Source organism: Actinopolymorpha rutila, assembly GCF_013407855.1.
In the GTDB taxonomy this organism is placed as follows: Bacteria; Actinomycetota; Actinomycetes; order Propionibacteriales; family Actinopolymorphaceae; genus Actinopolymorpha; species Actinopolymorpha rutila.
This window is the reverse complement of record NZ_JACBZH010000001.1, coordinates 889847-906911: the sequence shown is the minus strand read 5'-3', so window position 1 is coordinate 906911 and position 17065 is coordinate 889847. Positions and strand designations below refer to the sequence as shown.

Genomic DNA, 17065 nt, shown 5'->3' with positions numbered 1-17065 from the left:
TCAGGCCTGTGTGGTGACGTGCTCGACCCGGACCGTGAAGTCCTCGATCACGGTGTTGGCGAGCAGCGTCTCCGCGGCCCGGCGCAGCTCGGCGAGGCGCTCCTCGGTCAGCTCGCCGTCGACCTCGAGCTCGAACCGCTTGCCCTGGCGGACGTCCGCGATGCCGCCGAACCCGAGCCGCTCCAGCGCACCGGCGACCGCACGGCCCTGCGGGTCGAGAATGGCCTGTTTCGGCATGACATCGACGACGACCCTGGCCACGGTGCCCCTCTCCTGGACGCGACAACTGCGGCCAAGCCTAGCGAGCGGCGGCATCCGGGCCGCTTCCGCCTCGTGGCGAGTGTCCCGAACACGCAATAGAGTGCCCGCTCCGGTAGGTGAACGGTACGAGGGGGCGCGTACATGTCGGCAGGACCGAACGATCCCAATGGTCCGAGATCGGCCGAGCCGACACCACAGCACCGCGTGATCATGCAGAGTCACCCACTTCTACCTGGTCGTTGGGTGACGCAGTCGCACCTGGCCGGCCGGCACGTCGGTCACGACCGCCTGCGCACCCTGCTGGCGGAGCTGCCGCCGGACCCACCGGGGCCCCGCCCGGACGCCGTTCTGCTCACGGCCACGCGTTCCGGTGACGTCGACGCCTACGCCGAACTCATCCGGCGGCACGAACCCGCCGCCCGGCTCCTCCTCGCCTCCCTGCCTCGCGAAGCCCTGGCCGGCGACGCTCTGCCCGGCGACGCTCTGGCCGACGACGCCGTTCCGACAGCCGAGGACCGGCTGCGGGCGGCCGGTGACCAGGTACTCGCCACCGTCCACGCCGGCACCGGGCCGCGTGCGGCGTTCCGGCCGTTCTTCCTGCGGGCGGTGCTGCGGGTCTCCACCTCCACGACGCTGGAGGCGGGCAACGGCCTGCGCCGCTCCGGCTCAGAACAGGACCCGGCCGGCCCCGCTGGCCCGGCTGACCCCGCTTACACAGCACTGGCGTACCTGCCGGAGTCCGTCCTCACCGTCCTGTGGCACAGCGCCGTCGAGCACGACCACCCCGAACGTCTCGCCGTCGTCCTCGGCACCAAAGCCGCGGAGGCGGCCGTCGCGGGCTACCGCGCCGAGGCGGCGTTCCGGCGCGTCTACGTACGCCGCCTGCTCGACGAGCTCGAGGACACCCCCGCACAGTGCCGGGAGATCCTGGAGGCGCTGGGCCGGCACACCTTCGACGGGCTGTACGACGAGGAGGCGGGGCTGGTCACCGACCACCTGACCACCTGCCCGACCTGCACCGACCTGCACCAGCGGCTGGTCGCGGCCGACGCGGCCCTGCCGGAGCGGCTGGCCGGACTGGTCCTCGGACCACACGCGCCGGGCTACCTCGCCGCACTGCGGCGGACTGGGGCACCCGCGTTCGTGCTCGTCGGCCCGGCCACCCGTCCGCACGGCCCGCAGCAGGCGACACCGTCCTGGACCGAACGCCTCGCCTCGTCCGGCCGGCAACTCTGGGCCGGCCGTGGGGTCCTCCGCGGCCGGACCGCCGGCATCGCCGCCATGGGTGCGCTGGCCGCAGCCTCGGTGGCCACGCTGGCCTGGGGAACCGTGGCGATGATCGGCAGCACCACTCCCGTCACCGACGCCGACCGCGCCCGGGTGCCCGGCAGCCGGGCCGGGGACACCGCGGCCGAGGGGCCACCGGAGGACGACTGGATGGGCTTCGTGCAGGACTCCCCCAGGGCGCCGGAGACGGGTGTCGTGCTTCCGGCGGTGCCGCCGACGGCCGCTGTGACGGCCGAAGCCGCCCGGCCGGCGGCGCGGTCGGACGCCGTCATCGATCGCCCGGCGACCCAGCGGACGAAACCGACTGTGACGGACGGACCGCTGCCCACGGCACCCGCTCCCACGCCGCGCCGAACGGCGACGCCGGCGCCGGTTCCGCCGGCGCCCAACCCGCAACCCACCCGGACCCGCACGAGCACGCCGGAGCCTCCGCCGCCCGGCCACTCCTCGCCACCGCCGACCTCCGAGCCCTCGCCGCCCGCTCCGCCGCCGGCACCGGAGCCTCCGCCGCCGACCCCGGATCCGTCGCCGCCGCCGACCACTGACCCGACGCCGCCGCCGGCGCCAGGATCGACCCCGACGACACCGCCGCCGTCGCAGACCTGACCCGCGGGCGGGTCCTTCAGGACAGCGCTCAGGACCAGCGTTCGCCGGTGAGGCGTTCGTACGCCTCGACGTAGCGCTGCCGGGTCACGGCCACGACGTCCGCGGGCACCTCGGGCGCGGGAGCCTGCTTGTTCCAGCCGGTGGAGGTCGCCCAGTCGCGGACGAACTGCTTGTCGTAGGCGAACTGCGGGTGGCCCGGCTCCCAGGAGTCGGCCGGCCAGAACCTCGACGAGTCCGGTGTCAGCAACTCGTCCGCGATCGTCAGCGTGCCGTCCGGCGCGAAACCGAACTCGACCTTCGTGTCGGCGATGACGATGCCCTGCTCGGCGGCGATCTGCGCACCCCGCCGGTAGATCCCGACGGTGAGCTCGCGCAGGTCGCCCGCGGTGTCCGCACCGACCTTCCCGGCGACCTCGTCGTACGTCATCGGCTGGTCGTGGGTGCCCACCGCCTCCTTGGTGGTGGGGGTGAAGATCGGCTCGGGCAGCCTGGAGCCGTCGACCAGCCCCGGCGGGAGCGGCACCCCGCACACGGTGCCGCGGTCGGCGTACTCCACCAGGCCGGAGCCCGCGAGGTAACCGCGCGCGATGCACTCCACCGGCACCATGGAAAGCCGCCGGCACCGGATCGCCCGGCCGGCGAACTCCGCCGGGACGTCGGTGCTGGACAGGACGTGGTTGGGGGCGAGGTCGGCCAGTCGTTCGAACCACCACAGCGACAGGGCGGTGAGGATCCGCCCCTTGTCGGGGATCGGAGTGGGGAGTACGACGTCGTAGACCGAGATCCGGTCCGAGGCGACCAGGATCAGGTCGTCGCCGTCGGTGTAGATGTCGCGGACCTTGCCTGAGTAGACGTGGGTGAGGCCGGGCGGCGGTGCGGGCTCGCTCATGGCCCGATCCTCCCAGAGCCGGCCCGGCGCGGGCGGCTGGGCCGGGCCCGGCGATCAGGCCGGGTGTGGTCAGGGGCGGCCGTCGCGGGGAGCCATCACCGCGAGCGCGTCCGCGTCGGAGGCCCGGGAGCGCAGGTAGTAGTCGGCCCACTCGGCCGCGTCGGGGAAACCGGACTCGCTGGCCACCCGCTCGCACGCGGCGTCCACGTCGAAGCCGGTCACGCGCAGGCTCACGCCCGGACCGAGCAGCGCCCAGTGCGCGCCCGCCCCGCCGTAGGGCATGCCCACACTGCCGGGGTTGACGACCAGCCGGCGGTGCGCGAGGCGGGCGTACGGCATGTGGGTGTGCCCGCAGACCACCGTGCGTACGGCGGGGTCGAGACCAGCCAGCACCTCGCTCCACCGGTCCAGCCGGGAGTCGACCACGACGACCTCCTCGTCGTCGCGCGGCGTCGCGTGGCAGAACACCGTCGGCCCGAGACAGTCGATCTCCAGCACCACCGACGTGGGCAGCTGCGCGAGCAGTGTCAACTGGTCCTTGCGCAGCTGCCCGGCCGCCCAAAGGGCCACCGGATCGTCGGTGGCCATCGTTCCGGTGGCGGCGTACTCCACCAGCTCGCGGTCGGCGTTGCCGCGTACCCACACCGCGCGGTCGCCGAGGGCTGCCAGCGTGTCGAGTGTCTCCACCGGCTGCGGCCCTGCGGCGAGGTCGCCGGTGAGCACGATCCGGTCGGCGGCGGCGACGTCCGGCTCGGCCAGCACCGCCTCCAGGGCAGGCAGCACACCGTGGATGTCGGACAGGACGGCGACGGTTCGCGACGACATGCGCCGAAGTCTGGTCCGTACGTCCGGCGCGGGCCAGCACTCTTCGCTGCCGGCTGAACGGGGCCTGCCCTAGCCGATGCCGACCTCCGCCTGCCAGGCCCGGTGCCGTGCGGTGAGTTCGGCGACCAGTTCGGGATGCTCGGCGGCGAGGTCGCGTTCCTCACCCATGTCCGCGCCCAGGTGGGTGAGCCGGTCGCCGACGCCGACCTCGGCGTGCTCGGTCCGCAGCAGCGCCTGCGCGTGCCGGCCGTCGTCGGCGTGCCGGAGCTTCCAGTCACCGAACCGCACCGCCCACTGGAAACCGCAGTCCCAGTGCAGCGCGTCGTGCCCGGGCGCGTCCGGCTCGCCTCGCAGCGCGGGCAGTTGGTCGACACCGTCGCTGTGCTCCCACGCCGTGGGGTCGGCGCCCGCGGCGGACAGCAACGTGGGATAGAGGTCCAGCGTGCTCACCAGCCGGTCGGTCGACCGCGCGTCCGGCGCTCCACCGGCGTCACCGGCGTCACCGACGTCACCAGCCGGCCAGCGGACCAGGAACGGCACCCGGATCCCGCCCTCCCACAACGTGTACTTCGTGCCGCGCAAGGGCGCGTTGACACCGAAGTTGCAGGTGGAGCCACCGTTGTCGGTCGTGTAGACGACGATCGTGTCCTCGGCCAGGCCGCGGCTTTCCAGCTCGTCCAGCAGCCGGCCGATCTGGGCGTCCATGAGTTCGAGCTGGGCGAGGTAGTACGCCCGTCCGTCGGGCAGGTCGGGCCAGATCGCGCCGTCGTACCAGTCGACGTATTCCGACACCGACGGGTCCCAGTCGTCGACCTTCGCCAACCCGCGCTTGACAAGCTCCTCCTCCGGTAGCTGGAAGCAGAAGTTGTGCACCGCGTTGAACGCCATCATCAAGAAGAAGGGCTCGTCCTCGTGCCGGGCCACGAAGTCGCGTGCCCGGGCGCCGATCTCGTCGGTCAGGAAGCCCTCGAGGTCGGACTCCTCGTCGCCGTCGAGCATCGGTTGCACCGCCATCCGCCACGACGCCTCCGGCCCGTACCGCTCCACCGCCGCCCGGGAGTGGTGCAGGTAGTTGAGCCGGCCCATCTGCTGCCCGGCCAGGCCGTACCAGCTCTCGGCGAACCCGTGGTGCGGCGGACAGGCCCGGTCACCGCGTCCCTCCTTGCCGTAGTGCACCTTGCCCAGGTAGCCGGTGGCGTAGCCGAGGTCGGCGAAGCGTTCGGCCAGCGAGGGCAGGTGGTCGGGAAACGCGCTGGTGTCGAACCACCGTGCGCCCCACCGCTGCTGGTACTGGCCGCCGATCAGCCCGGCGCGCGACGGGCTGCAGATCGGCGCCGTGACGTACGCCTGGGAGCAGGTGACACCCGTTGCCGCCAGCCGGTCCAGTGCGGGAGTACGCACCTGTGGGTCGATGCCGAGTGCGCCGCGGTCGGCGTACCCGTGGTCGTCGGAGACGATGAGCACGACGTTCGGGCGCCGAGAGCTCGCAGGTGAGGAAGCCGGAGAAGCGGAGGAAGCTGAGGCCATGGCCGCAATCCTCCCGCCGACGTCGGGCGATCACCCACCGGGAACGGCGATAGCGTCGGTCCGGTGACCGCACCTGGACAGCCCGAACAGCCCGACCAGTCTGGACAGCTCCACCACGTCGAACTCTGGGTCGCCGACCTGGCCGCCACCAAGGAGAGCCTGGGCTGGCTGCTGGGTGAGCTCGGATGGACCGTCTTCCAGGACTGGCCGGCCGGGATCAGCTGGCGGCTCGGCCCGACCTATCTCGTCGCCGAGCAGTCGCCCGCCCTGCGGCCCGGTCCGCACGACCGCCGCCGCCCGGGCCTGAACCATCTGGCGTTCCACGTCCGCGACCGCGCCGAGGTCGACCGGCTGGTGGCCGCCGCGCCCGGACACGGGTGGGACCTGATGTTCGCCGACCGGCACCCCCACGCGGGCGGCCCCGAGCACTACGCGGGCTACCTCGAGGACGGCCAGGGCTTCGAGGTGGAACTCGTCGCCGTCGGCTAGGGCTTCAGGAGCCAGACCCGGGGACAGATCCCGGAGGCAGAACCTGGCCGCGGCACGGCTTGTCCGAACACTCGACAGGGGGAGTCGAACTCATGACGAAGGTTCTCGTCGTCGGCGGAGGTGTCGCCGGCTGCGCCACCGCGCTCGCGCTGCACCAGGCAGGCATCCCGGCGGTGGTGTACGAGGCGCACCCGTCCGGTGGTGACGATGCCGGCGCGTTCCTGACCGTGATGGCCAACGGCATGGCCGCCCTCGAGGTGATCGGCGCCGACCGGTGCGTGGTCGACGCGTCCTACCCCGCCGGAGCGGTGGAGCTGTTCGACGCCGAGGGCCGGCACCTGCGGCACCGAGCGATCGAGGGCCCGGCACGTACGCTCCGCCGGGCCACGCTGTACCGCGTCCTGCAGGACTTCGCGGCGGCCCGCGGCGTCCGGGTCGTCCACGGGAAACGCATGGTCGACGCCCGCCGGGCCGACGGCGGTGGCGGGGTCGAGGTGCGCTTCGCGGACGGCGGCCGCGCCGAGGGGGACCTCCTGGTCGGCGCCGACGGCATCCACTCCCGTACGCGGCACCTCATCGACCCGCAGGCGCCGACTCCGCGCTACACCGGCCAGCACGTCGTGTACGGGTACGCCGACGGCAATCCGGCCGGCAGCGCCTCCGACGCGTACCACATGGTGTTCGGCTCCCGCGCGTTCTTCGGCTTCACCGCACCCGGGGACGGGCGTACGTGGTGGTTCGCCCGCGTCACCGGCGAACGCCGACCCGGCGGGACCACCGCCGAACAGTCGCGCGACCTGGCCCTCGCGGCGGTGCGTGACGACACCACCCCCGCCGCGGCGATCATCCAGGCGACCGGTGCAGCTGTCGTGGGCGGCGACTCGTACGACATCCCCACCACGCCGCACTGGCACGACGACCGGATGGTGCTGGTCGGCGACGCCGCGCACGCCGCGTCACCGGCGGCGGCCCAGGGAGCTTCGATGGCGCTGGAGGACGCCGTCGCACTGGCCGCGGCGCTGCGCGAGCATCCGGACCCCGCCGTCGCCTTCACCGCGTACACCGCGCTCCGCCGGCAGCAGACCGAGGAGACGGTGGCCGCCAGCGCACAGCTGGCCAGGGGACATGGCTCGACCCCTGACTCGACCTGAGGTGCGGGCATGGCTGACCCACGGCCGGCCGGACCGCCACCGGTGATTCTTCCGCGGAAGAATCCGGTGGAGCGAGGCGAGCAGCCAGCGGGCTGACCGCGCCTCAGAGCAGGCCGGCCATCAGCACCGCGAGTGCCCGGGCGTCGTCGGAGGCGTGCCCGGCGCCGATCGCCCGCTGGCATGCCTCCCGGGCCGCGCCGGTCAGGGCGAGGTCGTCGGCCTCGGCCAGGCACAGGTCGAGGTCCTTGCGCAGCAGGCTGAGCTCGAAGTTCGCCGGCTGGGCTTTACCGCTCTCCATGATGGCCTTGATCGGCGGGAACGCCGCGCCGAGTGGGCTGGCCTCGATCAGGGAGTCGACCAGGGACTGTTCGAGGTTCAGCTCCCGGCCCAGCCGCAGCGCCTCCCCGATGGCGGCGATCGAGGTGCCCAGGGTGAGGTTGACGACCAGTTTCGCGGCGCTGCCGGTGCCGACCGGGCCGACCAGATCCACCTTGTCCGGGTCGCCCCACAGTCCCAGCAGCGGCCGGGCCCGCTCGAAGTCCGCGGCGTCACCACCGGCGAACACCCGCAGCGTCCCCTCGGTGGCCGGGGCGACCGAGCCGTAGACCGGCGCGTCGAGGTAGCGCAGGTCGTGCTCGGCCAGCCGGGCCGCGACCTCGCGGGAGGCGGTCGGTCCGATCGTGCTCGAGTCGATCACCAGCGTGCCGGGCTCGGCGGTGGTCACCACGCCGGCGTCGGGGTCGAACAGCACGTCGCGTACGGCATCGGGGGTGGCCAGCATGAGCACGACGACCTGCCGACCGGCTGCCGCCAGCGCCGGAGTGTCGGCGACCTGCGCGCCGTCGCGGCCGAACGGCTCGGCCTTGTCGCGGGTGCGGTTCCACACCGCCAGGTCGTACCCGGCGGTCAGCACGTGCCGGGCCATCGGCGCGCCCATCCGGCCCAGTCCGAGGAAGGCCACCTTCGGGAGGTTCGTGTCGGGCATCGGTGCTCCAAGCTGTCGGGTTCGCGGGTCCGCTAGGTCCTACCCGAGCGCGGCCGCCCTGACCGCGGATCAGCAGGTGAACGGCGTCACCGGCTGAGTCACCGTCTGGGTGACCGGCAGAGTCACCGCCTCGGTCCGTACGCCCGGTAGCACCACTCCTCGTTCCAGACGTGCGGATACACCCCGTGCTGGAAGTACGCCGAGACGGAGCGGATGGGGTACGCCGCGTGGTCGTGCCAGATCCACCAGAGCGGCAGGACCGCCCACACCGCGTAGTTGACCAGCACCAACGGCACGTACGCCGGGCCGAGCAGCCGGGCCTGCAGGACGTGGCCGCGTTCGTGCGCGAGCAGCGCCCGGGCGGCCGGCGAGACGGCGGGAGCGGAGATGCCGGCGACCACGGTGCCGACCGTGGTCACGTACCTCACGCCGCCCATCGCCGGCAGCGTTCCCCTGGCGAGGTGGACGGTGCCGCCGTGCCGGCTCAGGCCGCCGACCACGTGGTTGCCGGCGAGCAGGTTGCCGGTGAGCAGGACCGCACCGAGCCAGGTGTTCGGCAGGCTCCAGGTGAGGTCGACGGCGTACCGCGCGATCCCCCGGACGCAAGCGAGGTCGTACGGCACGAACGCCGCGACCGCCCAGCCGAACACCGCGCCGGGTACGCCACCGATCGCCAGTCCCGCGACCAGTCCGGAGCCGCCGCCCGCGAGAGCGCCGAGCGCGCTGGCGACGCCGGCCGGCACCACGGCCGCGACCACGCCGGCGCAGATCTCGGTCCATCGCCTCATCACCGGGCGCCCCTCCCCCGCGCAGGGGTCACGTCCTAGAGGATCGCCTCGGGCGTGTACGCCGCCGCCTCCGGATACCGCTCGGCCACCTCCTGCGCCCGGCGTACGACCTCGGCCACCTGTGCCGACGCCGCACCGGTGAACGTCAGCGGGTCGTCGACCAGGGCGTCCAGCTCGACCCGGGACAGGCCGAGCCGGCCGTCGTCGGCGAGCCGGTCGAACAGGTCGTTGCGGTCGACACCCTTCTCCCGCATCTCCAGTGCCACCCCGACGGCGTGCTCCTTGATCACCTCGTGCGCGGTCTCCCGGCCGACACCACGGCGCACCGCCGCCATCAGGATCTTGGTGGTGGCGAGGAACGGCAGGTAGCGGTCGAGTTCGCGCTGCACGACGGCGGGGAACGCTCCGAAGTCGGCGATCACGGTGAGGAACGTCTGGAACAACCCGTCCGCGGCGAAGAACGCGTCCGGCAGGGCGACCCGGCGGACCACCGAGCAGGACACGTCGCCCTCGTTCCACTGGTCACCGGCGAGTTCGCCGACCATCGACAGGTAGCCGCGCAGCACCACGGCCAGGCCGTTCACGCGTTCACACGAGCGGGTGTTCATCTTGTGCGGCATCGCCGACGAGCCCACCTGGCCGGGTTGGAAGCCCTCGGTGACCAGCTCGTTCCCGGCCATCAGCCGGACCGTGGTGGCGAAGCTGGACGGCGCCGCGGAGGCCTGGACCAGCGCGGACAGCACGTCGAAGTCCAGCGACCTCGGGTAGACCTGGCCCACGCTGGTGAGTACGCGTTCGAAGCCGAGGTGCTTGCTGACCTTGCGTTCGAGGGCGGCCAGCCGATCGGCGTCCCCGTCGAGCAGGTCCAGCTGGTCCTGCGCGGTGCCGACCGGCCCCTTGATGCCCCGCAGGGGGTAGCGGGCGAGCAGGTCCTCCAGGCGTTCCAGCGCGACCAGCAGCTCGTCGGCCGCGGAGGCGAACCGCTTGCCGAGGGTGGTGGCCTGCGCCGCGACGTTGTGGCTGCGGCCGGCCATCACCAGTGCGGAGTATTCGGCGGCCCGGTCGGCGAGGCGTACGACCGTTGCCACCACCCGGTCGCGCACCAGCTCCAGCGAGGCGCGCACCTGCAGTTGCTCGACGTTCTCGGTGAGGTCGCGGCTGGTCATGCCCTTGTGGATGTGCTCCTGCCCGGCAAGGGCGCAGAACTCCTCGATCCGGGCCTTCACGTCGTGGCGGGTCACCTTCTCCCGCTCCCGGATGGAGTCGAGGTCCACCTGGTCGATGACACGTTCGTACGCCTCGACAACACCGTCGGGCACCTCGACGCCCAGCTCCTGCTGGGCCCGGAGCACGGCCAGCCACAGGCGGCGTTCGAGAACGATCTTGTGCGCCGGCGACCACAGGTGGGCCAGCGGGGCGGAGGCGTAGCGGGCGGCGAGGATGTCGGGGATCACAGGCTGCGGCACGCACCCATTGTCTCCCGGGTCGTCCGCCGGTGGTCTCCCGGTGCCGGGGCGCGGCCGGGGCGCGGCCGGGGTGCGCCCGGCGAGCGTGGAAATCCGCCCGAACCGGGGCGTACGGTGTGGCGAATGCGCGCGGTGGACGCCGACAGGTGAGTGCCGGCCGGGCAGAATACGCTGGCCGCCATGACTACACCCGCACGTGTCGCCGTTCAGATCCAACCGCAGCACGCCGACTACGCCCAGATCCGGCGTGCGGTCGCGGCCGCCGAGGAGGCCGGGGTCGACGTCGTTTACAACTGGGACCACTTCTTCCCGCTGTCCGGGGAGCCGGACGGCCTGCACTTCGAGTGCTGGACCATGCTCGGCGCGTGGGCCGAGGCGACCTCCCGGGTCGAGATCGGTGCCCTCGTCACCTGCAACAGCTACCGCAACCCCGAGTTGCTCGCCGACATGGCCCGCACCGTGGACCACATCAGCGACGGCCGGCTGATCCTCGGCATCGGCGCAGGCTGGTTCGAGCGTGACTACAACGAGTACGGCTACGAGTTCGGCACCGCCGGCAGCCGGCTGAACGAACTGTCCGCCGCACTCCCCCGCATCACCGCGCGGTGGGCGAAGCTCAACCCCAAGCCGACCCGCGACATCCCGATCCTGATCGGTGGCGGCGGGGAGAAGAAGACGCTCCGCTACACCGCCGAGTACGCCTCGATCTGGCACGGCTTCGGCGACGCCGAGACGCTCAGCCACAAGCGCGACGTGCTGGACCGCTGGTGCGGCGAGGTCGGCCGCGACCCGGCCGCGATCGAGCGTTCCGCCGGGGTCAGCGGCTCCCCCGACCAGGTGGCCGAGGGCATGGTGGCCGCGGGGATCACGCAGTTCACGGTCGGGGTGTCCGGCCCGGACTACGACCTCGCCGAGGTCCGCGACTGGATCGACTGGCGCGACGACCACAACAAGCAACTCACCGCGGGCTGAGCACAGCCAGGACGGTTCGACGAACGGTCCCGACGCCCGGCCGGGCGTCGGGACCGCTTCGCATGCGGCCACTTGTGTGATGGGTAATTCCGCGAACACGCCAATCCCGGTGCCGGTGGGTGGTGCATCCGTAGCGTGGTGCGGGTACGCCGGAAGTGAACGATGAACGACGCGGACCTACCGCGCCGACCGGCTGACGACCGGAAGACGACCGGAACCGGGGGCCACCATGGACATGCCCGTCGTGCACAACTGTGCGGCCGAATCCTGCGCCTACAACCGCGACCAGGCCTGCCACGCGCTGGCCATCACGATCGGGGACGCGCAGATGGCCGCCTGCGACACCTTCTTCGGGATTCCCCGCAAGGGCGGAGTGCCGATGCCCGCCGGTCAGGTCGGCGCCTGCAAGATGGACGACTGCACGCACAACGTCGACCTGGAGTGCCAGGCGCCGGGCATCAGCGTCGGCCGCCTGCAGGACTCCGCGGAGTGCATGACGTACCAGCGCTCGTAGGGTCTGTCCCGGCACCCCCCGGCCGCCTCAGCCGAGGCGGCCGGCGCCCGCCGTCACGACGTGGGTACGACGATTTCGCCCAGCGCGGCCTTGGCGGCGATGTCACTGCGGTGGTGGGCACCCTCGATCGAGATCCGGGCGACCGCGTCGTAGACCCGGTCCCGCGCCAGTCTCAGGTCGGATCCGTACGCCGTCACCGCGAGCACCCGCCCGCCGGCGGTGACCAGCCGGCCGTCGGCGTCCCGCGCCGTCCCCGCGTGGATCACGTCGACACCCTCCAGCCGGTCGGCCTCCTCAGCGCCCTCGATCGGGTCGCCGCGGCGGGCGCTCTCGGGGTATCCGGCGGACGAGACCACCACCGTGACCGCCGCGCCGTCGTGCCAGCGGGGTGGCTCGGCGCCGGCGAGACCGCCGGTCGCCGCGGCGTACAGCAGCCGGCCGAGCGGTGACTTCAGCAGCGGCAGTACGACCTGGGTCTCCGGGTCACCGAACCGGCAGTTGAACTCGATCACCCGGATGCCGCGCGCGGTGAGCGCGAGCCCGGCAAAGAGGACGCCGACGAACGGTGTGCCCCGGCGCCGCAACTCGTCGACCGTGGGTTGCAGCACGCGCGCCACCACGTCGTCGACGAATCCGGGCGGCGTCCAGTCCAGCGGGGAGTACGCGCCCATGCCACCGGTGTTGGGTCCGGCGTCGCCCTCGCCGGCGCGCTTGAAGTCCTGCGCGGGCAGCAGGGGTACGACCGTGGTCCCGTCGCAGATGCCGAACAGCGACACCTCCGGACCGGCGAGGTACTCCTCGACCACCACGCGTTCACATGCGGCCGCGTGCGCGAGCGCCGCGGCCCGGTCCTCGGTGACCACGACGCCCTTGCCGGCCGCGAGCCCGTCGTCCTTCACGACGTACGGCGCACCGAACGCGTCCAGCGCCGCGGCCACCTCCTCGGGCTTCTCGCACACGTGCGCCATCGAGGTGGGCACACCGGCGGCGGCCATCACCTCCTTGGCGAACGCCTTCGACCCCTCGATCCGGGCGGCCGCGGCGGACGGTCCGAAGCAGGCGATCCCGCGCTCGCGTACCGCGTCGGCGGCGCCGGCCACCAACGGCGCCTCCGGCCCGACCACCACCAGGTCGACCCCCAGCCTGGCCGCGAGATCGGCGATCGCGGCGTTGTCGGCGAGGTCCAGCGGATGGGTGTGGGCAAGCGACTCCATGCCGACGTTACCGGGCGCCACGTGCAGCGCCGACACCTCCGGATCGTGCGACAGAGCGAGAGCGAGCGCGTGCTCGCGGCCACCGGATCCGACGAGGAGTACGTCCATGGTCACGACCCTAGGGCAGGCCCGCCCGGTCAGCCGTGGCCGGGCGGGTAGACGGTGCGCGGCCCGACCACTTCGGCGCCGAGCGCGCGAACGCGAGTACGCAACTCCCGGTCGGCGGTCACCACCACGACCCGCCGGGGGCCGGGTCCGGCCGAGCGCACCAGGTCCACGATCGCGTCGTCGCCGGATCCGCGTGCCGGAACGACCCGAACCGTCGGCGTACCCGGCACGTCCCGCGCGGCGCCCTCGGTGACCAGGACCACCTCCGCGGGCGGGTCGACCACACCGGGCAACCCGGCCGCGGCGACGTGACTCAGCGCGTCCCGGACCCGTCCGGCCGCACCGGAGCGATCCCGCCACCAGCCGTCCGGCACCGAACCCATCACGTTGGCGGCGTCCACCACCACCAGCGGGGGCAGGTCGGCGCTCATCGGCCGGCTCCTCCCTCGGGCTCCTGCTCGGGCGTCTGCTCGGGCGTCGGCTCAGACCAGCGGGCGGAGCGAGATGACCTCGTCCCGGCCGGGCCCGACACCGACGCCGGAGACCGGGGCGCCGATCAGCTCCTCCAGCCGGCGGACGTACGCCTGCGCCGCCTTCGGCAGGTCGTCGAAGTTCCGGCAACCGGAGATGTCCTCCCACCAGCCGTCGAGGTACTCGAAGATCGGCCGGGCGTGGTGGAAGTCGGTCTGCGTCATCGGCATCTCGTCGTGACGTACCCCGTCCACGTCGTAGGCCACACACACCGGCACCCGCTCGAAGCCGGACAGCACGTCCAGCTTGGTGATGAAGTAGTCGGTGAAGCCGTTGATCCGGGTCGAGTAACGCGCGATCACCGCGTCGAACCAGCCGCAGCGGCGGGGCCGGCCGGTGGTGACGCCGTACTCCCCGCCCACCTTGCGCAGGTGCTCGCCGTCGGCGTCGCGCAGTTCGGTCGGGAACGGCCCCGCACCCACCCGCGTCGTGTAAGCCTTGAGCACGCCGACCACCCGGTCGATCCGGGTCGGGCCGACACCGGCGCCGATGCACGCCCCGCCCGCCGTCGGGTTGGACGAGGTGACGAACGGATAGGTGCCGTGGTCGACGTCCAGCATCGTCGCCTGCGCGCCCTCCAGCAGCACGACCTTGTCCTCGTCCAGCGCCTTGTTGAGCACCGCCGAGGTGTCGGTCACCTTGGGCCGCAGCGCCTCGGCGTACCGCAGGAACCCGTCCACGATCTCGTCCACCGTGATGGCGCGGCGGTTGTAGACCTTCACCAGCAGGTGGTTCTTCTGCTCCAGCGCACCCTCCACCTTCTGGCGGAGGATGTTCGGGTCGAAGAGGTCCTGCACGCGTACGCCGACCCGGTTGACCTTGTCGGCGTACGTCGGTCCGATGCCCCGGCCGGTGGTGCCGATCTGGTTCTTGCCGAGGAAGCGTTCGGTCACCTTGTCGACCGTCGCGTGGTACGGCGCGATGAGGTGGGCGTTGGCCGAGATCAGCAGCCGGTCGCAGCTCACGCCGCGCGACTCCAGCATGGCGATCTCGTCCAGCAGCACGGCCGGGTCGACGACGACGCCGTTGCCGATCATCGGCACGCAGTCGGGCGTGATCACACCGGAGGGCAGCAGGTGGACGGCGTAGGACTCGCCGTCGACGACCACGGTGTGGCCGGCGTTGTTGCCGCCCTGGTAACGCACGCAGTAGTCGACCGAACCGCCGAGCAGGTCGGTGACCTTCCCCTTGCCCTCGTCACCCCACTGGGCGCCGACAAGCACGATCGCGGGCATCAGGTGGTCCTTCCGGTGGCGGTACTTGGGCTGCGGACGCTGCGGGTCTTGAACATCGCCGTGCGGGGACGCAGAATCGCAGATCACGGCCCTTGCGCGGGAAAGGGTAGTCGAAGCTCGGACGAGGCCCGGCCAGTAGGGCCGCCGGGCGACACCGGTGACCCGGGGACCTCCTCGTGGACCCGGGTCGAGATCGGCAGGACAGCCTCCAAGAGGCAGTAACGGTAGGGTGCCGGACGTGGAGTCCCTGCTCGTGGTGACCAACCCAGACGGTGACGGCTCGGGCGGCCAGGGGATCCCCGACGCGATCAGCGAGGCCATCGGCGCGCTGCGCAAGCAGGCGGATGTCCATGTGTGCAGGGTTTCCATGCCGGGTGACCTCGACGGCGCCCTGCATCGTCGCGGCGGCCGCAAGATCGTGGTGGCCGGCGGTGACAGCCACCTGCACACCGTGGTCGGCGCCCTGCACAAGCGCAACGAACTCGACAACGCGGTCCTCGCGATCCTCCCGGACGGTCCGGAATCGGACTTCGCGCGGTCGGCGGGCATTCCCGGCGACCCGGCACGAGCCGCCGACGTCGTGCTCCACGGCGTGGAACGCCGGTTCGACCTGCTGGAGGACTGCCGCGGCGACATCGTGGTGAGCAACGTCCACCTCGGCGTCAGCGGACGGCCGCACCGGCCGAGGATCTGGCCGATGCGGTCCGCGGGCGGAGAGGCCGACATCCACAGCGGCGACGGCGCGGGCGGCTCCGACGGCGCGGGCCTGGCGGGCATCCCCGTGCTGGCCGCGCTGCACGCCCTGCACGACGCGGACCATCCGCGCGCCCGGCCGTTCCACGTCCGGATCGAGGCCGACGACCAGGTGGTCACCGACTTCGACCGGCCCGTGCTCCAGGTGGCCGTCACCAACTCCACGTCATCCTTCACGTCATCCTTCACGTCACCGGACGGAGCGGCCGACGGCGCTTCCGGAGCGGACGGCAGGCCGGACCCGGACCGGTCGGCTGCGGATGCCGAACTCGCCGACGGGTACGTGGACGTGGTGGTCAACTTCGCGGTGGATCCGCTCGCCCGGGCCCGCCGGGCGCTGAAGCTGGGCCACGACAGCGACGGCGACACGGTGACGGTGCGGGCGCGCCGGGTGAGCGTGGCGGGACAGCGCTTCTGGCTCAACTCCGACGGACAGGACAGCGGCGCCGAACGCCGGTGCACCTGGAACGTCGTGCCCCAGCGTCTGCGGGTGATCGTCCCGGCCGGCAGCTGACGACGGTCCGCCCGGTCCGTTCCACCCCGCGCGCCGCTCACCCGACAGCCAACCCCAGACAGCGGAAGGTCACTCATGCAACTGCGGCAACTCGGCGACGTCCAGGTCAGCGCCATCGGTCTCGGCGGAATGCCGATGTCCATCGAGGGCCGCCCCGACGAGGCCCGCCGCCTCGCCACCATCCACGCCGCCCTGGACGCGGGCGTCACCCTGATCGACACCGCCGACGCCTACCACCTCCACGCCGACGAGGTGGGTCACAACGAGTCGCTGATCGCGAAGGCACTGAAGTCGTACGGCAGCGACGCTTCCGACGTCCTGGTCGCCACCAAGGGCGGCGCCCTGCGTCCCGGCGACGGCTCCTGGACGTTGGACGGCTCACCCGAACACCTCCGGGAGGCCTGCGAGGCGTCCCTGCGCCGGCTCGGCGTGGACGCGATCGGGCTCTACCAGTTCCACCGGCCGGACCCGAAGGTGCCGTACGCGGAGTCCGTTGGCGCGATCCGCGACCTGCTGGACGCCGGCAAGATCCGGATGGCCGGGATCTCCAACGCCGACCCGGACCAGATCCGGCAGGCCCAGGAGGTCCTCGGCGGCCGGCTGGCCTCGGTGCAGAACCAGTACTCCCCCGCGTTCGTCAGCAGCCGGCCCGAGCTGGACCTGTGCGACGAGCTCGGCATCGCGTTCCTGCCGTGGAGCCCGCTCGGCGGGATCAGCGGCGCGGCCGAGCTCGGCAGCAAGTTCGCGGCGTTCGAGAAGGTGGCCAGGGAGCACGACGTCAGCCCGCAGCGGGTCTGCCTGGCGTGGATGCTGGCCACCTCTCCGGTGGTGATCCCGATCCCGGGTTCGAGCCGGCCGGAGACCGCCCGCGACTCCGCGGCGGCGGCCGACCTGACGCTCACCGCGGACGAGCAGGCCGCGCTCGACGAGGCCGTCGGCGTCTCCTGAGC

The 17065-nt window shown here is 72.5% G+C and carries 17 protein-coding genes; 7 read left to right on the top strand and 10 right to left on the bottom strand.

Translation table 11 applies throughout. The features are described 5' to 3' along the window. Complete coding sequence (purS, locus tag F4554_RS03975) at positions 1–261, bottom strand: phosphoribosylformylglycinamidine synthase subunit PurS (protein ID WP_179786110.1); 261 nt, start codon at positions 259–261, stop codon at positions 1–3. A gap of 243 nt (positions 262–504) precedes the next feature. On the opposite strand from purS, the gene F4554_RS03970 reads away from it, so the two are divergent. Beyond that, the gene (locus F4554_RS03970; RefSeq protein ID WP_179786109.1) at positions 505–2154 is read left to right on the top strand and encodes a hypothetical protein; all 1650 of its coding nucleotides are present in this window, start codon (positions 505–507) and stop codon (positions 2152–2154) included. A 28-nt stretch (positions 2155–2182) separates the two neighbouring features. Here the strand turns inward: F4554_RS03970 and F4554_RS03965 are convergent, their stop codons facing one another. From F4554_RS03965 to F4554_RS03955, 3 genes are all read right to left on the bottom strand, one after another. After that, on the bottom strand, positions 2183–3043 hold the full coding sequence (locus F4554_RS03965) for a phosphoribosylaminoimidazolesuccinocarboxamide synthase (protein ID WP_179786108.1): 861 nt from the start codon (positions 3041–3043) through the stop codon (positions 2183–2185). A 69-nt stretch (positions 3044–3112) separates the two neighbouring features. Beyond that, positions 3113–3868 (bottom strand): metallophosphoesterase family protein, encoded by a 756-nt coding sequence (locus tag F4554_RS03960; protein ID WP_179786107.1) that lies wholly within the window; start codon positions 3866–3868, stop codon positions 3113–3115. A 69-nt stretch (positions 3869–3937) separates the two neighbouring features. Further along, positions 3938–5395 carry a sulfatase family protein gene (locus tag F4554_RS03955; RefSeq protein ID WP_179786106.1) on the bottom strand — a complete coding sequence of 486 codons (1458 nt, stop codon included), beginning with the start codon at positions 5393–5395 and terminating at the stop codon, positions 3938–3940. Between the two features lie 63 nt (positions 5396–5458). On the opposite strand from F4554_RS03955, the gene F4554_RS03950 reads away from it, so the two are divergent. Then, the gene (locus F4554_RS03950) at positions 5459–5884 is read left to right on the top strand and encodes a VOC family protein (protein ID WP_179786105.1); all 426 of its coding nucleotides are present in this window, start codon (positions 5459–5461) and stop codon (positions 5882–5884) included. A 92-nt stretch (positions 5885–5976) separates the two neighbouring features. Continuing rightward, entirely contained in the window at positions 5977–7035 is a 1059-nt protein-coding gene (locus F4554_RS03945; protein ID WP_179786104.1) for an FAD-dependent monooxygenase, read from the top strand. 103 nt (positions 7036–7138) lie between these two features. On the opposite strand, the gene F4554_RS03940 is transcribed toward F4554_RS03945, so the two are convergent. From F4554_RS03940 to purB, 3 genes are all read right to left on the bottom strand, one after another. Beyond that, positions 7139–8020, bottom strand: coding sequence for an NAD(P)-dependent oxidoreductase (locus F4554_RS03940; protein ID WP_179786103.1), 882 nt, complete (start codon positions 8018–8020; stop codon positions 7139–7141). 122 nt (positions 8021–8142) lie between these two features. Further along, positions 8143–8808 carry a glycine zipper family protein gene (locus F4554_RS03935; RefSeq protein WP_179786102.1) on the bottom strand — a complete coding sequence of 222 codons (666 nt, stop codon included), beginning with the start codon at positions 8806–8808 and terminating at the stop codon, positions 8143–8145. 35 nt (positions 8809–8843) lie between these two features. Further along, the gene (gene purB / locus F4554_RS03930) at positions 8844–10274 is read right to left on the bottom strand and encodes an adenylosuccinate lyase (RefSeq protein WP_179786101.1); all 1431 of its coding nucleotides are present in this window, start codon (positions 10272–10274) and stop codon (positions 8844–8846) included. A 180-nt stretch (positions 10275–10454) separates the two neighbouring features. Here purB and F4554_RS03925 point away from each other — a divergent pair, with 180 nt between their 5' ends. Beyond that, a complete protein-coding gene (locus F4554_RS03925; protein ID WP_179786100.1) occupies positions 10455–11246 on the top strand; it encodes an LLM class F420-dependent oxidoreductase in 792 nt (263 codons plus the stop codon). Between the two features lie 229 nt (positions 11247–11475). Further along, the gene (locus F4554_RS03920) at positions 11476–11760 is read left to right on the top strand and encodes a DUF1540 domain-containing protein (RefSeq protein WP_179786099.1); all 285 of its coding nucleotides are present in this window, start codon (positions 11476–11478) and stop codon (positions 11758–11760) included. Between the two features lie 53 nt (positions 11761–11813). On the opposite strand, the gene purD is transcribed toward F4554_RS03920, so the two are convergent. From purD to F4554_RS03905, 3 genes are read right to left on the bottom strand one after another with little or no spacing between them, the layout of a single operon-like run. Continuing rightward, positions 11814–13082 carry a phosphoribosylamine--glycine ligase gene (gene purD, locus F4554_RS03915; protein ID WP_179786098.1) on the bottom strand — a complete coding sequence of 423 codons (1269 nt, stop codon included), beginning with the start codon at positions 13080–13082 and terminating at the stop codon, positions 11814–11816. Positions 13083–13111: 29 nt separating this feature from the next. Then, positions 13112–13513 (bottom strand): PIN domain-containing protein, encoded by a 402-nt coding sequence (locus tag F4554_RS03910; RefSeq protein ID WP_179786097.1) that lies wholly within the window; start codon positions 13511–13513, stop codon positions 13112–13114. A 51-nt stretch (positions 13514–13564) separates the two neighbouring features. Then, positions 13565–14848: an adenylosuccinate synthase gene (locus F4554_RS03905; RefSeq protein ID WP_179786096.1), complete on the bottom strand. Its 1284-nt coding sequence runs from the start codon at positions 14846–14848 to the stop codon at positions 13565–13567. 238 nt (positions 14849–15086) lie between these two features. Here F4554_RS03905 and F4554_RS03900 point away from each other — a divergent pair, with 238 nt between their 5' ends. Together F4554_RS03900 and F4554_RS03895 are read left to right on the top strand one after the other, a co-directional pair. Beyond that, entirely contained in the window at positions 15087–16115 is a 1029-nt protein-coding gene (locus F4554_RS03900) for a diacylglycerol kinase family protein (RefSeq protein WP_179786095.1), read from the top strand. Positions 16116–16190: 75 nt separating this feature from the next. Further along, on the top strand, positions 16191–17063 hold the full coding sequence (locus F4554_RS03895) for an aldo/keto reductase (RefSeq protein ID WP_179786094.1): 873 nt from the start codon (positions 16191–16193) through the stop codon (positions 17061–17063). Positions 17064–17065 lie beyond the last annotated feature (2 nt).